This window comes from Psychrobacter sp., from assembly GCF_049295055.1.
In the GTDB taxonomy this organism is placed as follows: domain Bacteria; phylum Pseudomonadota; class Gammaproteobacteria; order Pseudomonadales; family Moraxellaceae; genus Psychrobacter.
Window position 1 is genome coordinate 1 of sequence record NZ_JBAQQF010000053.1, and the last position, 18,273, is coordinate 18,273.

Sequence of the window (18,273 nt, forward strand, 5' to 3'; positions counted from 1 at the left end):
CAAACAAGAATTCAAAAGGGCTTGGGCTATAAAACGCCAAGGCAGGTGTGGTTTGACTTCTATCGTCAGGCTGCGTAACTAAACTCTCCCAAGTTTAACTGTACGGATTTGACGGCAGGGGTCAAAGTGTACTGGCTGATTTTTTACACCATCTTATGTATAATATGGGAGCAGGCGGAAACCGTGGCTCTGTATGTGACTCATCTTTTTCTATCTCGGGGCGGACCGATACTTTGATAGGCACTTTTTTGTTTACGCTCAAGTGCTTTGGAGTTTTGGTTGATTACTTTATCCCCCATCAAACGTCGTCTGCTCTATGTGACGATTTTTGAAATCATTGCGATTATCTCATCTACCTTTGTGCTTATGTTGTTAAGCGACAGCAGCGCAGCAGAGTCTTTACCAGTTGCGGTGATGGTGTCGTTAGCAGCGGTGATTTGGAATTTCATTTACAATACGGCGTTTGAAAATTGGGAACGTCGTAAGCAGGTAATGCAGCGCACGTTCTTCATACGTAGTGCCCATGCGATAGGATTTGAGGGCGGCTTGGTTTTGATTTGTCTGCCGTTATATATGATTTGGTACGATGTTGGTTTTATCAAAGCCTTTATGATGGAAGCCGCCTTACTACTATTTTTCTTGGTTTATACTTTCTTCTTTACCTTAGGTTTTGATAAAATATTTACCCTACCGCATCACTATAAAAACGCTTCTGCTTCTTAATAAGTAAAAATATTAATGACAATGCTGTTGACTATTATTACTAAAATTTATGGCTTATAAAGTTTTACCCAAATAAAAGGCTACCTAATGGCAGCCTTTTTAATGATATTGCAAAGAGCAGTGTTATCAGTTTTTATTTACCTTGATAAATCGGCTTACGTTTTTCCATAAATGCCGTAATACCTTCTTTAAAATCATCAGTTTTGGCCAACATCGTTTGTTGATCGACTTCCATATCTAGCGCTTCATTAAGACCCATATACGCATGAGTATTAATCATATGCTTCATTGATGCCAATGCTTTTCCGGGCAGATTACTTAGACGAGTTGCCAATGCCATGACCGTTGCATCTAATTCTTCCGCACTCACTACATTATTCACTAAGTTTAAACGTGCCATGTCTTCGGCTTTTAGCTTATCGCCAAGCATTACCATCTCAGTGGTTTTTGCCACACCAATCAATTGATTAAGCAAATATATACCGCCAGCATCTGGAATCAGACCGATATTGACAAAGGCTTGTACGAATTTGGCATTATCAGAGGCTATACGGAAGTCACAAGTGAGGGCTAAGTTCATGCCTGCACCTGCGACTGCACCTTCTAGTTTAGCGATAATAGGCTTATGAATATTGCGCAGCTTTAAGCTAATCTCAGCCACTTCACCGACCATAAAATTCAGCTTGTCTGATAATGCTTCGCTTTCCATGCCGTTTTCTAACATCTCACCGATATGACCGCCACTAGAGAAGTTGTTGCCTGCGCCTTGTAAAATAATAACTCGTACTTGTTGATCTTCATCTGCTTTGGTCAGTGCTGCCATCATGGCGTCTTTAAGTACAGTGCTGAAAGCGTTAAGCGTTTTTGGGTCGTTCATTGTGATGGTGGCGATATGGTTTTCGGCTTGGTATTCGACGAGAGCTTGTGACATTTTGGATATCCTTAAGAGGGTTTTCTAGATAATGATGATAATAAAAAGATGGTATTGACAGTAAGTCAGACAAATAATGTAATGCCAATTACTATAGCAGCTTGGGGTTATTATAAAAGCGAGATTTGTGCGCGCTTAAGGCACATTTTAAATAATATTTTTTGCCGTTATCACTATCGCTACAGGCATAAAACCTACCGTTCAAAAATAAGGCTACTAACTGTAGGGTGGTTGAATTATGCTAGAAGACAGATTTTAAAAGGTTTGATTTTTTATTACACCAACAAGGAAGTGGTTATGCCAATTATTCATGTCAATAATGTCGAACTTTATTATGAAGATAGTGCGCCAAACGATAAGCAAATGCCAGTCATGGTATTCGCCCATGGTTTGCTATGGAATACGCGCATGTTCGACAAGCAAGTTGAGTATTTTAAAGCCGGTTATCGCTGTATTGCGTTTGATTTCCGGGGACAAGGCCAGTCTGAAATCACCAAATCTGGCTATGATATGGAGACCTTAACTGAGGATGCACTGGCATTGTTAGAGGCGCTAGATATTCAGCAGTGTCACTTTTTAGGACTATCGATGGGTGGGTTTGTCGGCCAACGTATTGCGTTAAAACGACCTGAATTATTGCTATCGCTGACGCTGCTTGAAACATCAGCCGATCCTGAAGATCCTAAAAACGTGCCACAGTACCGTAAGCTTATGAAAGCTATTCGTTGGTTGGGTATGAAGCGTGTCAGCCAAAAGGTAATGCCTATTATGTTTGGTAGCAGTTTCTTGGCTGATAAGTCGCGTAAGGCTGACCGTAGAGAATGGTTATCCATATTGCAAAGCAACCGTAAGGATGGAATCATTAAGGCGACGATGGGCGTTATTGAGCGCACGGCAACCTATGATCAGCTAAGTGATATTAAAACGCCCACACTTATCATCGTTGGCGATGAAGATGCCGCAACACCGTATGCAAAAGCTGAGCGCATGCATTTTGCAATAGCAGGCTCAAAGCTGGCGGTGATTAAAGGCGCAGGACATACTTCAACAGTCGAAGAGCCGGAGCAAGTTAATAAAGCTATCAATAAGTTTTTGGCAAACTTTATATAGTGCTCATTTATCAGTAAAAAATACTCTAATAAAAAAGCCGTTATCAAATTTATGATAACGGCTTTTTTTGTTAGAATTTTTAAAATATTTACTTTACAGTTTTAATTTATAAACGAGCAGTATAGTTATTATTACCATCATTAATAGTGCCAAATACTTGAGCTCGATTAACGATTTCTGTTGCCCAAGCGCGATGGGTAGCGGGCTCTAGCATGGTATTGTTATATTTAAACACTGCCTTTGCCTCGCTATGTAAGATAGCCTGTGCCTCATCTAAAATGCTAAGCGGTACGCAATAGGCTTGCTGTACCAAAGCGATTTGGCTTGGATGAATAACGGTTTTTCCGACCAGCCCCAAGCTGACATCACGGGTCAGCTCTTGCATAAATAACGTTGGCTCATCCAAATACTCAAACACCGGTGCCGACAGATAAAAACCATGCGGTACAAAGCAGCCAAGTAGTTGGTAGGCTAGCGTACCAACAGGCGTATCATAGACAATGCTATTTTTAGGACGACGCAAACGCAGCGCCGCAAACAAATCATTGCCACCGATACGTAAGGCAAAGACTGGTTGGCTAAACGCTTCTTTAAAAGCAATGGCCAACTCTTGATTGTGATGCGGATTAAATAGCGCTGCGGTCTCAAGGGTCGGCATCAACAGCATGTCAGTATTTAGAGTCTGACACGCCATACGCCAATTAGATAGGCTATACATATCGACTTTGGGCATCACAAAACCATCAATCAAATCAATATGGGCAAAATGTGATAGCTGCTCTAACATTGCCGGATGACGCGGACGGATAAACACCAATGGGCGCGTTGGCTGCTCGGTATGAATATCTGCTTCTTTCGATGGCTCATTGATGCTATCGACGTGCGCCGCCCACGTATGCAGCAGGGCTTGCAGGCGCATGAGTGCTAGCTCAACATCATTGTGGCTGACGGCATCTTCTAAGCAGATAATAATACTATTAATCGTTGGTAATTTATCACGCTTAATCACTTGCCAAATATCTTGGCGCGTCGCTGGCATATAAAGACTCGCACCCAATTGGTATGGATGATGCGCATGCGGTTTGATCATCGCATGACGCTCAGTGATCAGATGCGCATAAGACTGGGTATTCTGATAAAGGTTGGACTCGTTGTGTGGCATATCTGACATAGTGGGCAACATAAATAGTGATAAATGAGTGATTAGGGACAGAAGGTAATACGATAAAAAGCGCAGCGTTAAAACAATAAATCATTAATCGTTTTTGGCGCGCTGCTTGATCAGTGTAATCGCTTGATAGGGGAGTATTTTATCACCTAATACCCTGATAGGGATATGTCGCTGTGTACATAAATGTCGCAATAATATGGTATCGGGATGCTCAGCGCTCGCTAGCAGAATACACTCAGGGTCGCGGCGCAATATCGCCCGTGTCGCCTCAGCGATAGTCGGCTTAATACGATTACGATTACTGATATTGTATTCTACTGCCAACTTATCTATTAAGTCTGCGGTCTGGTAGCGAGGTTGCTTATACGTTGGCAAGCCTTGTAAAGGCGTGGTCAATGTACGCCTTGTTGCATCAATACAATCGATAAAGGCTAAGCTATGATCTGCTTCAATTAAATTATCATAAAAAACACTACGATGTAGCCCCAGTTCTGGCTCGGTATATAAGCTACGTGAAATCAGTCCTGACACCGTACTATTTAATAAACCCGATGGAATCAGCCAGTCTTCCTCGCTAGCCGTAAGCCAAGCAACGCCAGCCGGATCAGCAAGGGTAAGTAGCGGTATAACATCTATACCTTGATGGAAAATATTGGCAAAATTGGTATGGCTAGGATCGGCAAACGCTTCTAAACTACGCGCCAGCTCTTGATAAATTGCCCCTTTACCCGTCCAGCCATCGACAAAGACAATCGGACTATGAGGATGGCGGTTTAATATCATTTGTAAAGCAACCGCATCCAAACCACGATCTCGGATGATGCTGACGCCGTAATGTATACTTGGTAAAGAATAGCCGCTATCAATATCTGCCAATGCGCGCTGCAACAGCACGCCAATAGGTAAACCAGCACGAACTAAGCTAACCAATACTAATGGGCGTTTATGATCAACGGTTTGCTGAAAAACTTGCTGTAGCGTATAGGCCAAGTTAACAATATCAGTCGCCGCTCTTGTCTTACCTTGCTCTAACGCTTCGACATACAATTGCTCGTGCATGGTACTTGGCGCATCTTCCAAGGTTAGCATATCAGAGTAATGACGCTGCCCACTCTGAATCAGCGCTTCCTTCTGACTGACTGGCACATCAGCAACGGCGTCTTTATTAACAATATCGAGTAGCACAGTGACATCGCTGGCAAGATAGCTGCCCGAGCCGTAATTTTCCATATGATTGTGGTTGCTTGCAGGCTTTGAATTAGAGTGGTCTGGGTTCATAGGTGAAATATTAGTGCTCATTATGATTGCAACGTTTGTAGTTGATTATGAAGTTGCCCGTGATTGGGCATACCATACCAGTCAAGGAGTTGCAGAAATGGTAAATCGGCCATGCTATCACCAAAACCAAAGCTTGGGCGCTGGCTATCTAAATGATGGTCTAGCAGAAATTGTACAGCATGACGTTTATGAACGGCATGCGGCAGTATGGCTAAGTTATTAGCATTCACATGCACATAAAAATGCGTATCAAAGTCTGGTATGAGAATAGGTAGCTGTGCATCTAAATCTACCAATACTTGATGATCCTTTTGCGCATGTTTAATGGCTAAATAAATGGTCAACTTGTGCTTGTTAGAACCATTATAACTAATCTTACCACTATTAAAAGTATCGCTATGTGGCGTAAATACTAACTGACTGTTAGCCCCTTTACTGTGATTCGCAAATACTTCGCTTAGCTGGTTAAGCTTATCTTGTAATGGCGCAAGCGCATGATACATCTGCTGCTGCCACGTACTTAGTAATTCGCCATCAGACGTTAAAATAATCGCGCCATGAGTCAATACTTGCCAGCTATTAAAGGGCAACTTAACGCGCTTAATCTCCTGACGATCACGTGCTGTAACGGCGATTAATTCGGTGCTGGCAAGTAACCAATTAAAAAACGCTGACTGACGCTGAGTCATAAAGCTTAGTGGCTCGCCTTGTTTATTAACGGTAGCGCAGACTAAATCTTCAACTTTAGCAGTTGGCAAATTCCAAACGTCAATCTTACGCTGAGTTTGAAAGAGCGTATCGTCTAAATCCATTAGCGCATAAGGTTTGATGGTATTTAAGCTAGGTTGGAAAAATGGGGAGGTCATAACGTTTTCCAAAGATAAAATGATGACAAGGCTGTTTAAATATAGGTTGAGGATTGATATTCAATCGAGGTAGAGCGCTGATTTTTACAGTTATCAGTTATCAGTTATCAGTTATCAGTTAGCTATCTATCAGACCTTAGCCAAATGCAGACAGTATAACGATAATCATAAAAAAGGTCAGAATAAATCGGTAATAAAAGTGCAAAATTATTGCAAGAGGATTGGGTTCAGCGAATTTGGGGTTGGATAGATCAGTTTGAATGACAGAAGATGAAATGGGGCGTTATAAAAATGGGTTAGAGCTGATCGCAGCTATCAATTTAATAAACTCAGAAAGTTTAAGTAGTAAATATTCCGAGTTTATTAAAGTTGGGTTACTTGGATAATAGGACGGTATTAAGCTGATAGAGATAATAGTGATAAAGTCAGCATCCAATTATCCATATATCTCCTCTAATCTTAAACAAGAGACCAAGCGTCCTTCCCATTCGCGCAGCTCAGGCTCAATTTCGCTACATACAGGCTTGGCATAAGGGCAGCGTTTATGTAGGGCGCAGCCACTTGGCGGATTCAGCGGACTAGGTAATTCACCTTGTAAGGTCAGCTCTTTTTTATGACCCGTCACCGAAGGCGCAGCCGAAAGTAGAGCGATGGTATAAGGGTGCTTAGGATCATTATAAATGGCATCTTTAGCACCATGTTCAACGGCTTTGCCTAGATACATCACCATCACATCGTCTGCGACATGGCGTACGACTGAGAGGTTGTGCGAGATAAAGACATAGGCAGTATGATACTCATCTTGCAAGTCCATAAAGAGATTGAGTACTTGCGCCTGAATCGATACGTCCAGTGCTGATGTCGGCTCATCAGCGACGACAATTTTAGGATTGAGCATCATGGCACGAGCAAGAGCAATACGCTGACGTTGACCGCCAGAAAACATATGCGGATAGCGACCCGTATGCTCAGGACGCAAACCGACATGCTTCATCATGGCATGGACTTTGGTACGTTTTTCTTCTTTAGATAAAGTAGTATGAATGTCTAATGGTTCGGTCAGCTGAAAACCAATGGTATGGCGTGGATTAAGACTGCCATAAGGGTTTTGGAACACCATCTGAATCTCAGTACGCAAGTTTTTCAGCGCACTTCTGCTATAACTGGTGGTTGCTTCATTATTAATAAATAGCTCGCCACTGGTTGGCTGCTCTATCAACGTCAGCTGGCGCGCTAAAGTAGATTTACCGCAGCCAGATTCACCGACGACCGCTAAAGTCTTGCCTGCTTCTAGCTCAAATGAGATACCATTTAATGCTTTGACGAAGGCTTTACCTTTTCCTATACCTAGAGAGACTTCATAGTGTTTATGTAGATTATCTGCCTTTAAGACGATTTTATGACTCATATTTCAGACTCCAGAGTAGCGGTTTGAGCAGTCCGAGTAGGATGTTCAGGAAGGGTGGCGTGAATACAGCGAACCTCGCCATTTGGAGTTTTTAAAATAGGTGGCGGAACCTCGCAAGCTGGCTCTTTGTAGGGACAACGTGGTGAAAGCAAGCAGCCTGTAGGTCTATCATATTGACTAGGCACCACACCTGGCAAGCTATTCAATCTATCTTGTCCAACAGCCAGTTCAGGAATCGCCTGTAGTAGAGCTTCGGTATAAGGGTGGGCAGGTTTTTGGAATATTTCTGGTACTGTACTGGTCTCGACGACTTGACCGGCATACATGACGGCGACATCACGAGAGTTTTGCGCGACTAAGCCCAAGTCGTGAGTGATAAGCACCATTGCCATCTGTTTTTCGCGTTGCAAACGACCAAGTAAATCCATAATTTGCGCCTGAACGGTCACATCAAGAGCGGTAGTCGGTTCATCAGCGATAAGTAGTTTCGGCTCGCAAGCTAGTGCCATCGCAATCATCACTCGCTGACTCATACCACCTGAGAGTTGGTGCGGATAGACACGCAGACGGTTCTTAGCATCTGGCATTTCAACCAGTTCTAATAACTCTAAAAGACGCTGCTTTACGGCTGCTCCGCGCAAGCCAAGATGGGTAGTTAATACTTCTCCCATTTGCATCTCGACCGTAAAACTTGGATTGAGGCACGACATGGCATTTTGAAAGATCATCGAGATATCTTTGCCAATAATCTTGCGCTTTTGTTTTGCCGGCATGGTGAGGAGTTCTTTGCCATCAAAGTTGAGTCGATCAGCAACGACGGTGGCAGAAGAGGGCAGTAAGCCCATCAGTGCCATCATAGTGACGGATTTACCCGAGCCAGATTCACCGACAACCGCGATGACCTCTCCTTGTTTTATTTTTAAAGAAACATCGTCGACCGCACGAAATGCTCGTGCTCCTTGACCAAAGGTCACGGATAGATGCTCAATATCAAGGAGTAATGAGTTATCTGTGGCAGAATTATTCACTATTGGGCTATTCACGTCAAAGCTATTTACTTGAGAATCGTTCATTAAGAAACCTGCTTCAATTTTGGATCTAAGGCATCACGCAGCCCGTCGCCCGTTAGGTTGATGGACAATGCAGCTAAGAAAATCGCCACACCCGGCCAAATCGCTAACCAAACATTGCTTTGGATATATTGACGCGCAGTACCTAGCATCGCACCCCACTCCGCATCGGGTGGTTGAACACCGAAACCTAAGAAACCAATCGCACCTGCTTCCAAAATAGCCGTAGAGAAAATCATCGTAGCTTGAACGATTAATGGCGCCATACAGTTGGGTAGTATGGTAATAAATAACAGCCTTAATACGCCTGCACCCATGACCTGTGAGGCAATAAAGTATTCACGTTGTAGCTCAACCATTGCTGTAGCGCGAGTCAACCTGATAAAAGGTGGCGTACATACTAAGGCAATGGTAATGATGGTGTTGGTCATTGAAGGCCCTAAAATGGCAGCAATGATAATGGCAAGCAGCAGACTAGGATAAGACATCAAGATATCATTGACCAGCATGACGGCTTTGCCCCAAACCTTGGGCCAAAAGGCAGCACTTAACCCTAACGATACACCTACAATCATCGCTATCGAAGTGGCACTGATACCGATAAATAATGAATAACGTGCGCCGTGCATGACGCGAGAGAGGGTATCGCGACCAGCATCATCGGTACCCAAAAAGAACATTGAATCACCACCACTAAAGAAGGATGGTGGTAGCTGCTCTTTACCGGTAAATAATTCATAAGGGTCATAAGGAGCAATAGCAGGGGCTAAGATTGCGACGATGACCATCAGCATTAAAACGATAAAACCCAAAACTGCGCCTTTATTTCGGCAAAAGGTGTATAAAAACAGCTGCCAAGAAGACGGCGGTTTTGGGGCTGCCAGAGCAACGTCAGAAGGAATTACAGAAGGCTTCATTGGATATTCCTTTAGTGAATCAGACCTTGTTTTACGCCACTGGTTTGCTCACTTTATTCAACTAAGTTGCTTATTTTATTGGGCTAACTTAGGCAGTGCTTGGCTTATGCAAGCTTAGTAATACAAACTCAGTGGATACAAGGTCGTCACGGGCACTATGGGTAATTAATTATAAAAACTATAAATAGGTGTTGCAGATACAGTCACGATGTATTTGAGATGCATCAAAAATGTATCAAATGGGCTTCACCCTAACAATAGGCTATGAGGAATGCCGAATTCTAGGATTAATAAATCCATATAAAATATCGATCATTAAGCTCACCAGAATCAGGGCGGTGGCGACCAATAAAATACCATTTTGTACAATGGGGTAATCACGGGTAAAGAAGCCATCTAGCAACCAGTTGCCAACGCCTGGCCAACTAAAGATAGTCTCAGTGATAATGGCACCAGCCAGTAACGTCGCCATCTGCAATCCAACTACGGTAACCACAGTAATGAGCGCATTACGCATCACGTGAATCAAAATCACGCGTTTTGGTGATAGACCTTTTGCTCTTGCGGTACGTACATAATCTTCATCTAACACCTCAAGCATCGCCGAGCGTGTCATACGAGCGATCATAGCTAGAGGGATAGTAGATAAAGCAACAGAAGGTAAGATAAAGTGCTTTACAACATTCCAAAAGGCGCCGGGCTCACCAGAACTTAAGGAGCCTAGTAGCCAAGAACCATATAGGGGTTTGACATCTAGGAACTGTGCGACAGAGATGACGCCAGAGACGGGCAGCAGACCTAAATAATGAGCGAAGATACCCGTTAGGATAGGGCCCAATAAGTAAATAGGCATAGAATAGCCTGCAAGTGCGCCCGACATTAACGTGTAGTCAATCCATGTACCTCGGCGTAGGGCAGCAAAAATACCTAGGCTGATACCTACCACGCTGGCAATCGTAATCGCACAAAGCGCCAACTCTAATGTTGGGACAAAATGGGCGAAAAAGTCCTGCAAAATGGGCGTTCGGGTGCGGAAGGATTCACCAAAGTCACCTTGCAGTATTCCGGTGAGATAATCCCAATATTGCACTGGTAACGGTTTGTCTAAACCAAGGCGGGCTAAAGCCTGCGCATGTAATTCAGGATCGACCATGCGCTCTCCCATCATAATCTCAACCGCATCGCCAGGTACGAGGCGAATGAGGATAAAGGTCGATAGGGTTAAGCCGATATAGACCGGAATTAGAATTGAAATCCGGCGTAGAATGTAAAGTAGCATAGCTCAGCTCGTTTTTATAAAAGTGGCTTTTAGCAGATATAGATTATGCTCAGACAAAGACGGCTGGAACAGAATATCTGTACCAGCCGCAAACGCATATAAAGCAATGACTATAGAGTAAAAGGCGTCACTAGGGTTTGTTAGGTACTGGTATTGAAGCTAATACCAGTACCGAATGCAGCACTGATATTAGCTAAGGCTATTATTTAATAGCTTTATTCAATATCAACGCCATCAAAGCGAATTGAGCCGAGTGGGCTAATTTTGTAGTCTTTAACATTGGGCGTGGTTAATACGGTCACGACTGAGTTGGCGACTGTGGTCCAAGGCAGTTGGTCTTTAAATATCACCTGAGCCTGCTTGTAATTGGCAATACGCTCATCTTGATTGGTATTTGCACGCGCATCCATCACTAGCTTATCAAACTCTGGATTACACCAGCGAGCGTAGTTGTTGCCACCGACCGCATCACAAGATAATAGAACGCCTAACCAGTTATCAGGATCGCCATTATCGCCTGTCCAACCGGCTAGAATAGCTTCAGGCTCGCCTTTGCCGGCACGCTTTAGATACTCGCCCCACTCGTACGTTACGAGCTTGGCTTTGACGCCGATTTTAGCCCAATCAGATTGAATCATTTCTGCCATGAGCTTGGCATTTGGGTTATAAGGGCGCTGAACGGGCATATACCATAAATCGATTTCTAGATTTTTAGCACCTGCTTCAGCCAGTAGGGCTTTGGCTTTTTCAATATCATAAGGCGCGTCTTTGATGTCCTCGTTATAGCCCCATTGCGTTGGTGGCATAGGGTTGGTTGCTTTGATACCAGAACCTTGATAGACCGCATTGATGATGGCGTCTTTATTAATCGCCATATCGAGTGCACGGCGAACGTTTACGTCTTTAAGGTCTGGCTTTTCAGTGTTATAGCCTAAGTAGCCCACGTTAAAGCCAGCATCATCTAGCACATTTGCTTTGCCAGATTTTTTAGCAGAATCCACTTCAGATGGGTTGGCGTAAGCCGAGACATTACATTCGCCTGCTTGTACTTTCTGTGCACGAACCGCAGAGTCTTTAGTGATGACAAACACCAGATTATCGATATGAATGTCGTCTTTGTTCCAGTAATCGGGATTTTTGGTATAACGAATCTGCGCATCTTTTTGATACGAGGTAAAGACGAATGGTCCGGTACCGACTGGCTTGTTATTCAGGTCAGCGGCGTTACCAGCGTCTTGTAATTGCTTGGCATACTCAGCAGAATGCACATAAGCAAACGGCATTGCTAGATTTTGTAAGAAGGGCGCATTAGTTTCAGTTAGGGTGATTTTGACCGTATAATCGTCAACTTTTTCTACCTTGTCGATAATCTCAGGCAAGCCCATACCTACTGAGTACGGGAATTCAGCCGGATAGTCTTTATTAAAAGCAAAGCCCGTATCGGTCAGGCGTTCGATAGTAAAGATAATGTCATCAGCGTTGAAGTCACGCGTTGGGGTGAAATAATCAGTCTTGCCGAATTTGACGCCTTTACGTAGATTAAGTGTATAAGTTTTGCCGTCTTCGCTGATATCCCAGCTTTCTGCTAAGCCTGGCTCAATTTCGGTTTCGCCACGTTTGAACTGTACGATACCGTTAAAAATAGGATAAGCACTGGCATCAAAGTCAGTACCCGCCGTGTATTGCGCAGGGTCAAAGCCGGCTGGGCTACCTTCTGAGCAGTAAATAAGGGTCTTAGCGGCTTTGGCATCGCTGCCGGCATCTGCTGTTTTGTCAGTGGTTTTGTTATCGCCGCTACAGGCACTAATGCCTAAGGTGAGGGCTGCTAGCAGAGTGAGCTTGAAGAAAGGTATTTGCATTATGATTACATCCTGTATAAACCGTAAGATAATTATCGATTAATAGCACGACAACAACGCTAAACCACACGCCGTTGATATCGAACCTCAATCGATAAACCTTTAATTCCTTTTAAAGTATTTACCAATTCAAATTATTTCAGGTCATTACAAATTATTTAGATTTAAAAATAACTTGAGAACACTTGCTTCAAGTTTTTAATCTTCTAATAATTGAGAAGTTGGCGCTGAATGAGCAAATGAATAGACCGAATATATATGTAAATGTAAGGTTACGCAAGGTATCTATAGCGTAAATATAAATTTTTTTATGCTATGGGTATCTTTTTTATTATGATTTCTAGGATTAACTCCCTTAAAATCAAAGGTGTATAAAAGTAAGCTTCGTTTTAGAAAGAGTATTAAACAGTCTAAAAACGCTGTTATTACGGCTATAAATCCATTACTAGTAGCTATTAATATTTATGTTAAATGAGCGATTATATAGGACTCACCACCAACACATTATCCAAACCTTTCCACATGGCATCAACGCTATCAGCAGAGGTTTCTACGCAGAGTACAATCAAATCCCAGTCTTTAGGATTAACGTTATAAACAAAGTTGGTCATGCCAAGCCCGTAATTATCGTTAAAGCTTAACATCGTGCTAATACCGCCACCAAGCGCAATCGGTGAGCGGGTCAAGGCACTAAAATTAACCGTGTTATTGCTGCTATCTACATTCGTGTTTTGCTCAAGCCATTCCGCCAGCAAAAATGGTAGCCATACAAATTCATTGCTGCCTAAAACTAATATCTTTTTTGGCAAATCAGCTTTATCAAACGGCGTTTGCTCATTGAAATCTGTAAATACTGTTTGGAAATTTGCTAAATAATTATCAAACCCATCCGTACTATCTAAGGCTGGGAAACGCCCCCAATTACCAGTATCACCTAACGATTGCGAGCCTGCCGCAGTAGTATCAACCGATGGCATAATGATAGGCTCAGGGTTGGGGGTATCTGTCCATTGCCAAGCACCCGATAATAGATGGTGGCGATGAAAGTCAATATTTGGCAGGCGTTTAGCCATTGCGTCATCTGCTCCCTCTTGCGCTAATGACCAATCAACTAAGGTCGTCAAATGTACCTGTTTTAACTGAGACAATCCTGCACTGCGTAGTGCAGTGACGACATTGATACAGGTATTACCCGTTGAGGCTTCGTCATCGACCATAATCAACGTTTTACTGGCAAGTAATTGTTCTTGAGTGATTTTATCTTTACTTTGATAAATCAGATGCTGACTGGCATGACTGTGGTCTTCGCTAAAAGTCGTCAGTAAAGCGTCTGTATCATTGTCATCGTGCTGCGCGTGACGAGTAGAATTCAGTAATAAAGCATGCGGATAGCGCGTTTGTAGCGCTTGATGGACGCCAGCAGATAAGCCAACCGCCGTTTCAGCCATACCAATCACCAAAATAGGTTCAGGTAAGTTATCAGGGACTAAATTTGCCAAGTCAGTAAAAGCACCACGCATAGTACTGGGCGCAACTGGAATATGACGACCTAAGACTTTTGAGACAAACAAAAACGCCCGCTTTGGATTAATACGCTGAGCAAAATCAAGCAAGTCTTCTAATTGATAAGGCTGATTGTCGGTATCTGAGTTTTGCTCATCACTGATCCGTTTGGTAGCCGCATTTATCTGGTAGGTTAGCTCAAGCGCACCTCGGGGTAAGGTGATGGTACGCTTATAAAAATTATTAGATATTAAGTTAGATGTCGCATTGTTTTTTAGATTAGTCATCGCTTAGTTCTACCCCATATTTTTCGCAAAGATAACGTAAATCGCCATCTATACTCTGATGCTTTGGCACAAACTGCCATTGGTTGCCTGCGCGGTTCAAGGTAAACAGTAGCAAGCTTTTGCCTGCCTTATTCTGTATATCAAATTCACCCGTGAATAATACGGTGCTTTTTTGCTTATCTGTAATACTTAATTCAATAGAAGTGTGTTCAACATATAAAGATAAACTATCGAGCAGTTCACTAGATAGGGCAAACGTAAGCTGAGCGATGCTAGCGGGCTGATTATTTAAATCACAACTGAATGCTGATACTGATTTATCGTCCTCAAACTGCTGGTCAAGTGCGACTGTTCCGTCTTCGCTATGAGTTTGCCCATAAAATATCATATCCTCATCGCCACGTACTTTTGTATTGGCGTCTATTCTAAATAACACGGCATCAATAGTTGGGGCGGTCCCTATTTTGATCGTAATAGTAGAAGCAGTGAAGAGGTTCAAAGCTGTATGGTTTGTCGCTTGTGCTGCTACTGACCTGTTTGGAATAGGTTTTTTATTAGTATCCAGCGCGTTTTGCGACTTTGTTTTAGCCCAAAACCCATTAGATTGTCTTCTTATATCATAAATACCTAAGGCATTGATAAAAGTGGAGAATTTATCGTAACCATATTTATTTACTTTGATACTGTTATGGTTTTGACTAAGTTGGCTAGCAAGATGAGATAAGTTCGACCAGCCATTGTGTGCATTAGGATCTTCTTTAATGATTTTATTTAGAGCGCTAATTAAGTGTGTCTGGGTTTGTAATTGCTTGGTTGTCCAAGGTGTTAATGGATTGTTCACAGATTTATTGGAAAGCTGGCGGTTTGCTGAAAGCGCGATTGTAGCAGAATGATCGGACTTAGGTAATAAGTCCTCGACATAAAAGAATTTATCACAAGCTTTGGTAAACGCAGCGACAGTATTACGTCTACCAAAGCCAAAAACTTTTACTCCATTTTTTCGAATACGCAGTGCCAGTGAGGTAAAGTCGCTATCACTTGATATCAAACAGAAGCAATCATATTTATCACTATACAGCAAGTCCATGGCTTCAATGACCATACCAATATCGGTGGCATTTTTACCTTTCACATAAGCAAACTGTTGTATAGGGTCAATGGCGTACTTAAGTAGTGCTTCTTGCCAACCTTTAATATGAGCGTTACCCCAATCGCCATATATCTTTTTACAAGTAACGCGACCAAAGGTATTTATCTTTTGGATAATATCGCCAATACTATTCGCCGAGGCATTATCGGCATCGATAAGTACTGCGATATTATTAAGCTTAGACGACATTCATATTCCTTAACGTACTTCTAGAGAAGCTACTATTCTTATAGTTCTTTATTTTTTAACCTTCACAGCCAACTAGCCATAACGCGCCGCGGCTTTGTTTGCTCAATTGAGGTGTGGTCATAGCGGTAACGCGTGACGCATCGGATGAGCTTTCCAAGCTAATACCAGCGCTCGCGAGTAGGGCGGATAATAACTGAAATTTCACCGCATAGTTCATGTTTTGTGCATGCTCATGAACGAGGCTTGACGTGACCATTCCGACGACTTCACCCGTTGGTAATAGCAGCGGACTACCGCTAGAGCCGGGTTGAATGGGCGCGGTGAATTGCATGTAACGAATATCATCGCCAAAGCCGGTTAATCCTGATATACAACCTTGTGTGACTTGTAGCTGGCTGCTCAATCCCGACAATGGAAATCCCAAAGTCGTGATAGTCTCACCCAAATTATCAGAGCATTGCCGTGCTAACAGTAAATAGCTGTTTAGAGGCTCACTTACTCTAATAATCGCCGAGTCGCTACCAATATCGCTGAGCACCACCTGCGCCTCGCGATCAGGTTGTCCTTGCTGGCGTATTCCAATCATCGCTGCCGATTCAATCACATGGTAACAAGTTAATAAGTGATATGGGTCAATGGCAAATGCTGTACCTGTCCAAGTCTCACCGGTTTGAACTTGGCGCGGTGGGCGCGATTCGTTATTATTTCCCGATATATTTTGTTGGCGTTGATTTTCTTGAATCAGCGCATGCGTATCTGGTGGACGGATATCAAGGCTGATTTGCACTCGATGCTCAAGACTTGCCAGTCCTTGGGTGGAGCTTTCACCAAGGGCACGACATTTAAATTGCCCATTACGTTGGTATATCTCTAATATTATCGCCGCTTTGACATGACGCTCGCTAGCTGTGAATTCATAGCGAATATCACCATTATTTAGAGTTAGGCTGACACTATTTAACTCAACCGCAGGTAAGTTAAGCGCTGGCTCATGATAAGTATAAGCAATAAGTTGTAAAAAACTAACGCCTTGGGTATCAAATAATTTTGGCAAGTCTAACTGCCATGCGCTTGGGTTGTTGGCATTATCTAACTTCGCCCAGTCTTTAGGCTCATGAAGGTAGGCAGGACTACAAGCTGCTTTACGATGCTCATCTAAAGGCAGCCATAGTAGCCCAAGCTGCTCGCCAAACTTTGGCTGATTTGTCGTAGCAAAAGCGACCGAACAATTGGGTTGCGCGATAACCGTATTTGCGCCTAACACTAACGTGGTTTGTGCTGTCATCGTGCGCCTCTAATAAATTATGTAATCGTTAATGGTCAGTTCTTTAAATGCCTGCTGCTTACTCAGTAATGTCTTCTTCAATCTTGACGCTGACCATAATTGAACGCACTTGGCAGGGTACGATTTTCTGAGCGCTATCAGCTAGCTTCGGCTTATCACTTAAGCCCAACCAATAGGCAAAACCAACTTGGGTTAAATCGACACCGCTATGTGTGGTGTAATCGATACCGCCAGAAGGGCGGCTATTGATCTCAAGCACTCGGTGTTGACCGTCATCATCGGCTTTGGTTTGAACGCTGACAATACCGTCACAGCCAAATACTTTAATCAAAGGAATGACGACATCCATGACCGACTGCTCGTATCCAATATGCTGAATTTTTCCGGTTTTGTAACGGGTGACAGCCGCCAGTACTTCACCGTATTCACAGACGACATCGATAGAATACTCTTGCCCTGATAAATAAGGCATCAGTAGCATGGGAATTGGGCGTTCATGCACCATGACACTGTTAGCATAAGCGTGAATAAATTGCGCCGTATTGATTTTTTTCTCTTCGGTAAAGTATAAATGCTCAAAGCTATCGTATTGTTCGCCTATTTCTTGACCTGCTTCTTTATCCTTACCCAAACGCCAAAATCCTTGCGCGAAAATACCTGTGACCGGTTTAACGCATAATGGTTGATGGCCGTGTTCGGCAAGTAGTGCCTTGAGCTCCGTCACATTATCAAAGCGCCACGCATCGGCGACAGGAATATTATGCTCATGGCACTGCTGCATAAAAGCAAACTTATCATCGATGGTTTCTAACGCCGCTACGCTGGTCGCACCTGTTAATAAACGAATACCAGCGCCGCTAAATAGTTCACGATGGGCTTCATAATCAATACCGTTACGACCGGTTAATAGTACTTTCACCTTTTTCTGCTTAGCTTGTTCTAATACGAACTGCCAACGTGGCTCAATAGACACAGCAGATTCAAACATTGCTTGATCATCGCTGTCAGTATCAGAGACAGCAGCATTAGAGGGTTCACGATAAGCGCTATCGGCAAACTCAAAAATTTCAGGTCTATCATGACGGTGCGATGCAATAATATGAAAGGGCGTATTAGATTGGACTTTCAGCGCTTGAAGGCTGGCTAACATATCACGCTGGCTTGATTGACCTTCAGCTAACCAAGCCGCTGCTATGTCAGTTTGATGATTGCTATTACCATTACTATTGGTTTGATTATTCATAATT

16 protein-coding genes are annotated in these 18,273 nt (G+C 43.1%); 3 read left to right on the forward strand and 13 right to left on the reverse strand.

Features of this window, described 5'->3' with window-relative positions:
* Positions 1–279: 279 nt before the first annotated feature.
* Positions 280–723 (forward strand): PACE efflux transporter, encoded by a 444-nt coding sequence (locus tag WAZ74_RS07755; protein ID WP_422307522.1) that lies wholly within the window; start codon positions 280–282, stop codon positions 721–723.
* Between the two features lie 133 nt (positions 724–856).
* On the opposite strand, the gene WAZ74_RS07760 is transcribed toward WAZ74_RS07755, so the two are convergent.
* Positions 857–1,654, reverse strand: a complete 798-nt coding sequence (locus WAZ74_RS07760; RefSeq protein ID WP_422307524.1) for an enoyl-CoA hydratase/isomerase family protein — start codon at positions 1,652–1,654, stop codon at positions 857–859.
* A 297-nt stretch (positions 1,655–1,951) separates the two neighbouring features.
* Here WAZ74_RS07760 and WAZ74_RS07765 point away from each other — a divergent pair, with 297 nt between their 5' ends.
* Complete coding sequence (locus WAZ74_RS07765) at positions 1,952–2,764, forward strand: alpha/beta fold hydrolase (protein ID WP_422307526.1); 813 nt, start codon at positions 1,952–1,954, stop codon at positions 2,762–2,764.
* 106 nt (positions 2,765–2,870) lie between these two features.
* Here the strand turns inward: WAZ74_RS07765 and WAZ74_RS07770 are convergent, their stop codons facing one another.
* From WAZ74_RS07770 to WAZ74_RS07780, 3 genes are all read right to left on the reverse strand, one after another.
* Complete coding sequence (locus WAZ74_RS07770) at positions 2,871–3,935, reverse strand: HpcH/HpaI aldolase/citrate lyase family protein (protein WP_422307528.1); 1,065 nt, start codon at positions 3,933–3,935, stop codon at positions 2,871–2,873.
* An 84-nt stretch (positions 3,936–4,019) separates the two neighbouring features.
* A complete protein-coding gene (locus WAZ74_RS07775; protein ID WP_422307814.1) occupies positions 4,020–5,213 on the reverse strand; it encodes a cysteine protease StiP domain-containing protein in 1,194 nt (397 codons plus the stop codon).
* A 20-nt stretch (positions 5,214–5,233) separates the two neighbouring features.
* Positions 5,234–6,079 carry an HAD hydrolase family protein gene (locus tag WAZ74_RS07780; RefSeq protein ID WP_422307530.1) on the reverse strand — a complete coding sequence of 282 codons (846 nt, stop codon included), beginning with the start codon at positions 6,077–6,079 and terminating at the stop codon, positions 5,234–5,236.
* Positions 6,080–6,339: 260 nt separating this feature from the next.
* Between WAZ74_RS07780 and WAZ74_RS07785 the strand changes: the two genes are divergently transcribed.
* Positions 6,340–6,465, forward strand: a complete 126-nt coding sequence (locus tag WAZ74_RS07785; RefSeq protein ID WP_422307532.1) for a hypothetical protein — start codon at positions 6,340–6,342, stop codon at positions 6,463–6,465.
* A gap of 50 nt (positions 6,466–6,515) precedes the next feature.
* Here the strand turns inward: WAZ74_RS07785 and WAZ74_RS07790 are convergent, their stop codons facing one another.
* The 9 genes from WAZ74_RS07790 to WAZ74_RS07830 form a co-directional block, all read right to left on the reverse strand.
* Positions 6,516–7,487 carry a peptide ABC transporter ATP-binding protein gene (locus WAZ74_RS07790; RefSeq protein WP_422307534.1) on the reverse strand — a complete coding sequence of 324 codons (972 nt, stop codon included), beginning with the start codon at positions 7,485–7,487 and terminating at the stop codon, positions 6,516–6,518.
* Positions 7,484–8,560, reverse strand: a complete 1,077-nt coding sequence (locus WAZ74_RS07795; protein WP_422307536.1) for an ABC transporter ATP-binding protein — start codon at positions 8,558–8,560, stop codon at positions 7,484–7,486. Before WAZ74_RS07795 ends, WAZ74_RS07790 begins: the two co-directional genes overlap by 4 nt.
* Positions 8,560–9,474, reverse strand: a complete 915-nt coding sequence (locus WAZ74_RS07800) for an ABC transporter permease (protein WP_422307538.1) — start codon at positions 9,472–9,474, stop codon at positions 8,560–8,562. The genes WAZ74_RS07795 and WAZ74_RS07800 overlap by 1 nt, the downstream gene beginning before the upstream one ends.
* Positions 9,475–9,736: 262 nt before the next feature.
* Entirely contained in the window at positions 9,737–10,753 is a 1,017-nt protein-coding gene (locus WAZ74_RS07805; RefSeq protein ID WP_422307540.1) for an ABC transporter permease, read from the reverse strand.
* A 215-nt stretch (positions 10,754–10,968) separates the two neighbouring features.
* Positions 10,969–12,612: an ABC transporter substrate-binding protein gene (locus WAZ74_RS07810; RefSeq protein ID WP_422307542.1), complete on the reverse strand. Its 1,644-nt coding sequence runs from the start codon at positions 12,610–12,612 to the stop codon at positions 10,969–10,971.
* Positions 12,613–13,091: 479 nt separating this feature from the next.
* The gene (locus WAZ74_RS07815) at positions 13,092–14,402 is read right to left on the reverse strand and encodes a phosphoribosyltransferase domain-containing protein (RefSeq protein WP_422307544.1); all 1,311 of its coding nucleotides are present in this window, start codon (positions 14,400–14,402) and stop codon (positions 13,092–13,094) included.
* Positions 14,395–15,741: an NYN domain-containing protein gene (locus tag WAZ74_RS07820; RefSeq protein WP_422307546.1), complete on the reverse strand. Its 1,347-nt coding sequence runs from the start codon at positions 15,739–15,741 to the stop codon at positions 14,395–14,397. Before WAZ74_RS07820 ends, WAZ74_RS07815 begins: the two co-directional genes overlap by 8 nt.
* 55 nt (positions 15,742–15,796) lie before the next feature.
* Positions 15,797–17,026 carry a S1 family peptidase gene (locus tag WAZ74_RS07825; RefSeq protein ID WP_422307548.1) on the reverse strand — a complete coding sequence of 410 codons (1,230 nt, stop codon included), beginning with the start codon at positions 17,024–17,026 and terminating at the stop codon, positions 15,797–15,799.
* A gap of 58 nt (positions 17,027–17,084) precedes the next feature.
* A complete protein-coding gene (locus WAZ74_RS07830; RefSeq protein WP_422307816.1) occupies positions 17,085–18,269 on the reverse strand; it encodes an ATP-grasp domain-containing protein in 1,185 nt (394 codons plus the stop codon).
* Positions 18,270–18,273: the final 4 nt, after the last annotated feature.

Coding starts and splice junctions, on each gene's coding strand:
- WAZ74_RS07760 (WP_422307524.1), bottom strand. CDS start 1,654: ATGTCACAAGCTCTCGTCGAATACCAAGCCGAAAACCATATCGCCACC.
- WAZ74_RS07765 (WP_422307526.1), top strand. CDS start 1,952: ATGCCAATTATTCATGTCAATAATGTCGAACTTTATTATGAAGATAGT.
- WAZ74_RS07770 (WP_422307528.1), bottom strand. CDS start 3,935: ATGTCAGATATGCCACACAACGAGTCCAACCTTTATCAGAATACCCAG.
- WAZ74_RS07775 (WP_422307814.1), bottom strand. CDS start 5,213: ATGAACCCAGACCACTCTAATTCAAAGCCTGCAAGCAACCACAATCAT.
- WAZ74_RS07780 (WP_422307530.1), bottom strand. CDS start 6,079: ATGACCTCCCCATTTTTCCAACCTAGCTTAAATACCATCAAACCTTAT.
- WAZ74_RS07785 (WP_422307532.1), top strand. CDS start 6,340: ATGACAGAAGATGAAATGGGGCGTTATAAAAATGGGTTAGAGCTGATC.
- WAZ74_RS07790 (WP_422307534.1), bottom strand. CDS start 7,487: ATGAGTCATAAAATCGTCTTAAAGGCAGATAATCTACATAAACACTAT.
- WAZ74_RS07795 (WP_422307536.1), bottom strand. CDS start 8,560: ATGAACGATTCTCAAGTAAATAGCTTTGACGTGAATAGCCCAATAGTG.
- WAZ74_RS07800 (WP_422307538.1), bottom strand. CDS start 9,474: ATGAAGCCTTCTGTAATTCCTTCTGACGTTGCTCTGGCAGCCCCAAAA.
- WAZ74_RS07805 (WP_422307540.1), bottom strand. CDS start 10,753: ATGCTACTTTACATTCTACGCCGGATTTCAATTCTAATTCCGGTCTAT.
- WAZ74_RS07810 (WP_422307542.1), bottom strand. CDS start 12,612: ATGCAAATACCTTTCTTCAAGCTCACTCTGCTAGCAGCCCTCACCTTA.
- WAZ74_RS07815 (WP_422307544.1), bottom strand. CDS start 14,402: ATGACTAATCTAAAAAACAATGCGACATCTAACTTAATATCTAATAAT.
- WAZ74_RS07820 (WP_422307546.1), bottom strand. CDS start 15,741: ATGTCGTCTAAGCTTAATAATATCGCAGTACTTATCGATGCCGATAAT.
- WAZ74_RS07825 (WP_422307548.1), bottom strand. CDS start 17,026: ATGACAGCACAAACCACGTTAGTGTTAGGCGCAAATACGGTTATCGCG.
- WAZ74_RS07830 (WP_422307816.1), bottom strand. CDS start 18,269: ATGAATAATCAAACCAATAGTAATGGTAATAGCAATCATCAAACTGAC.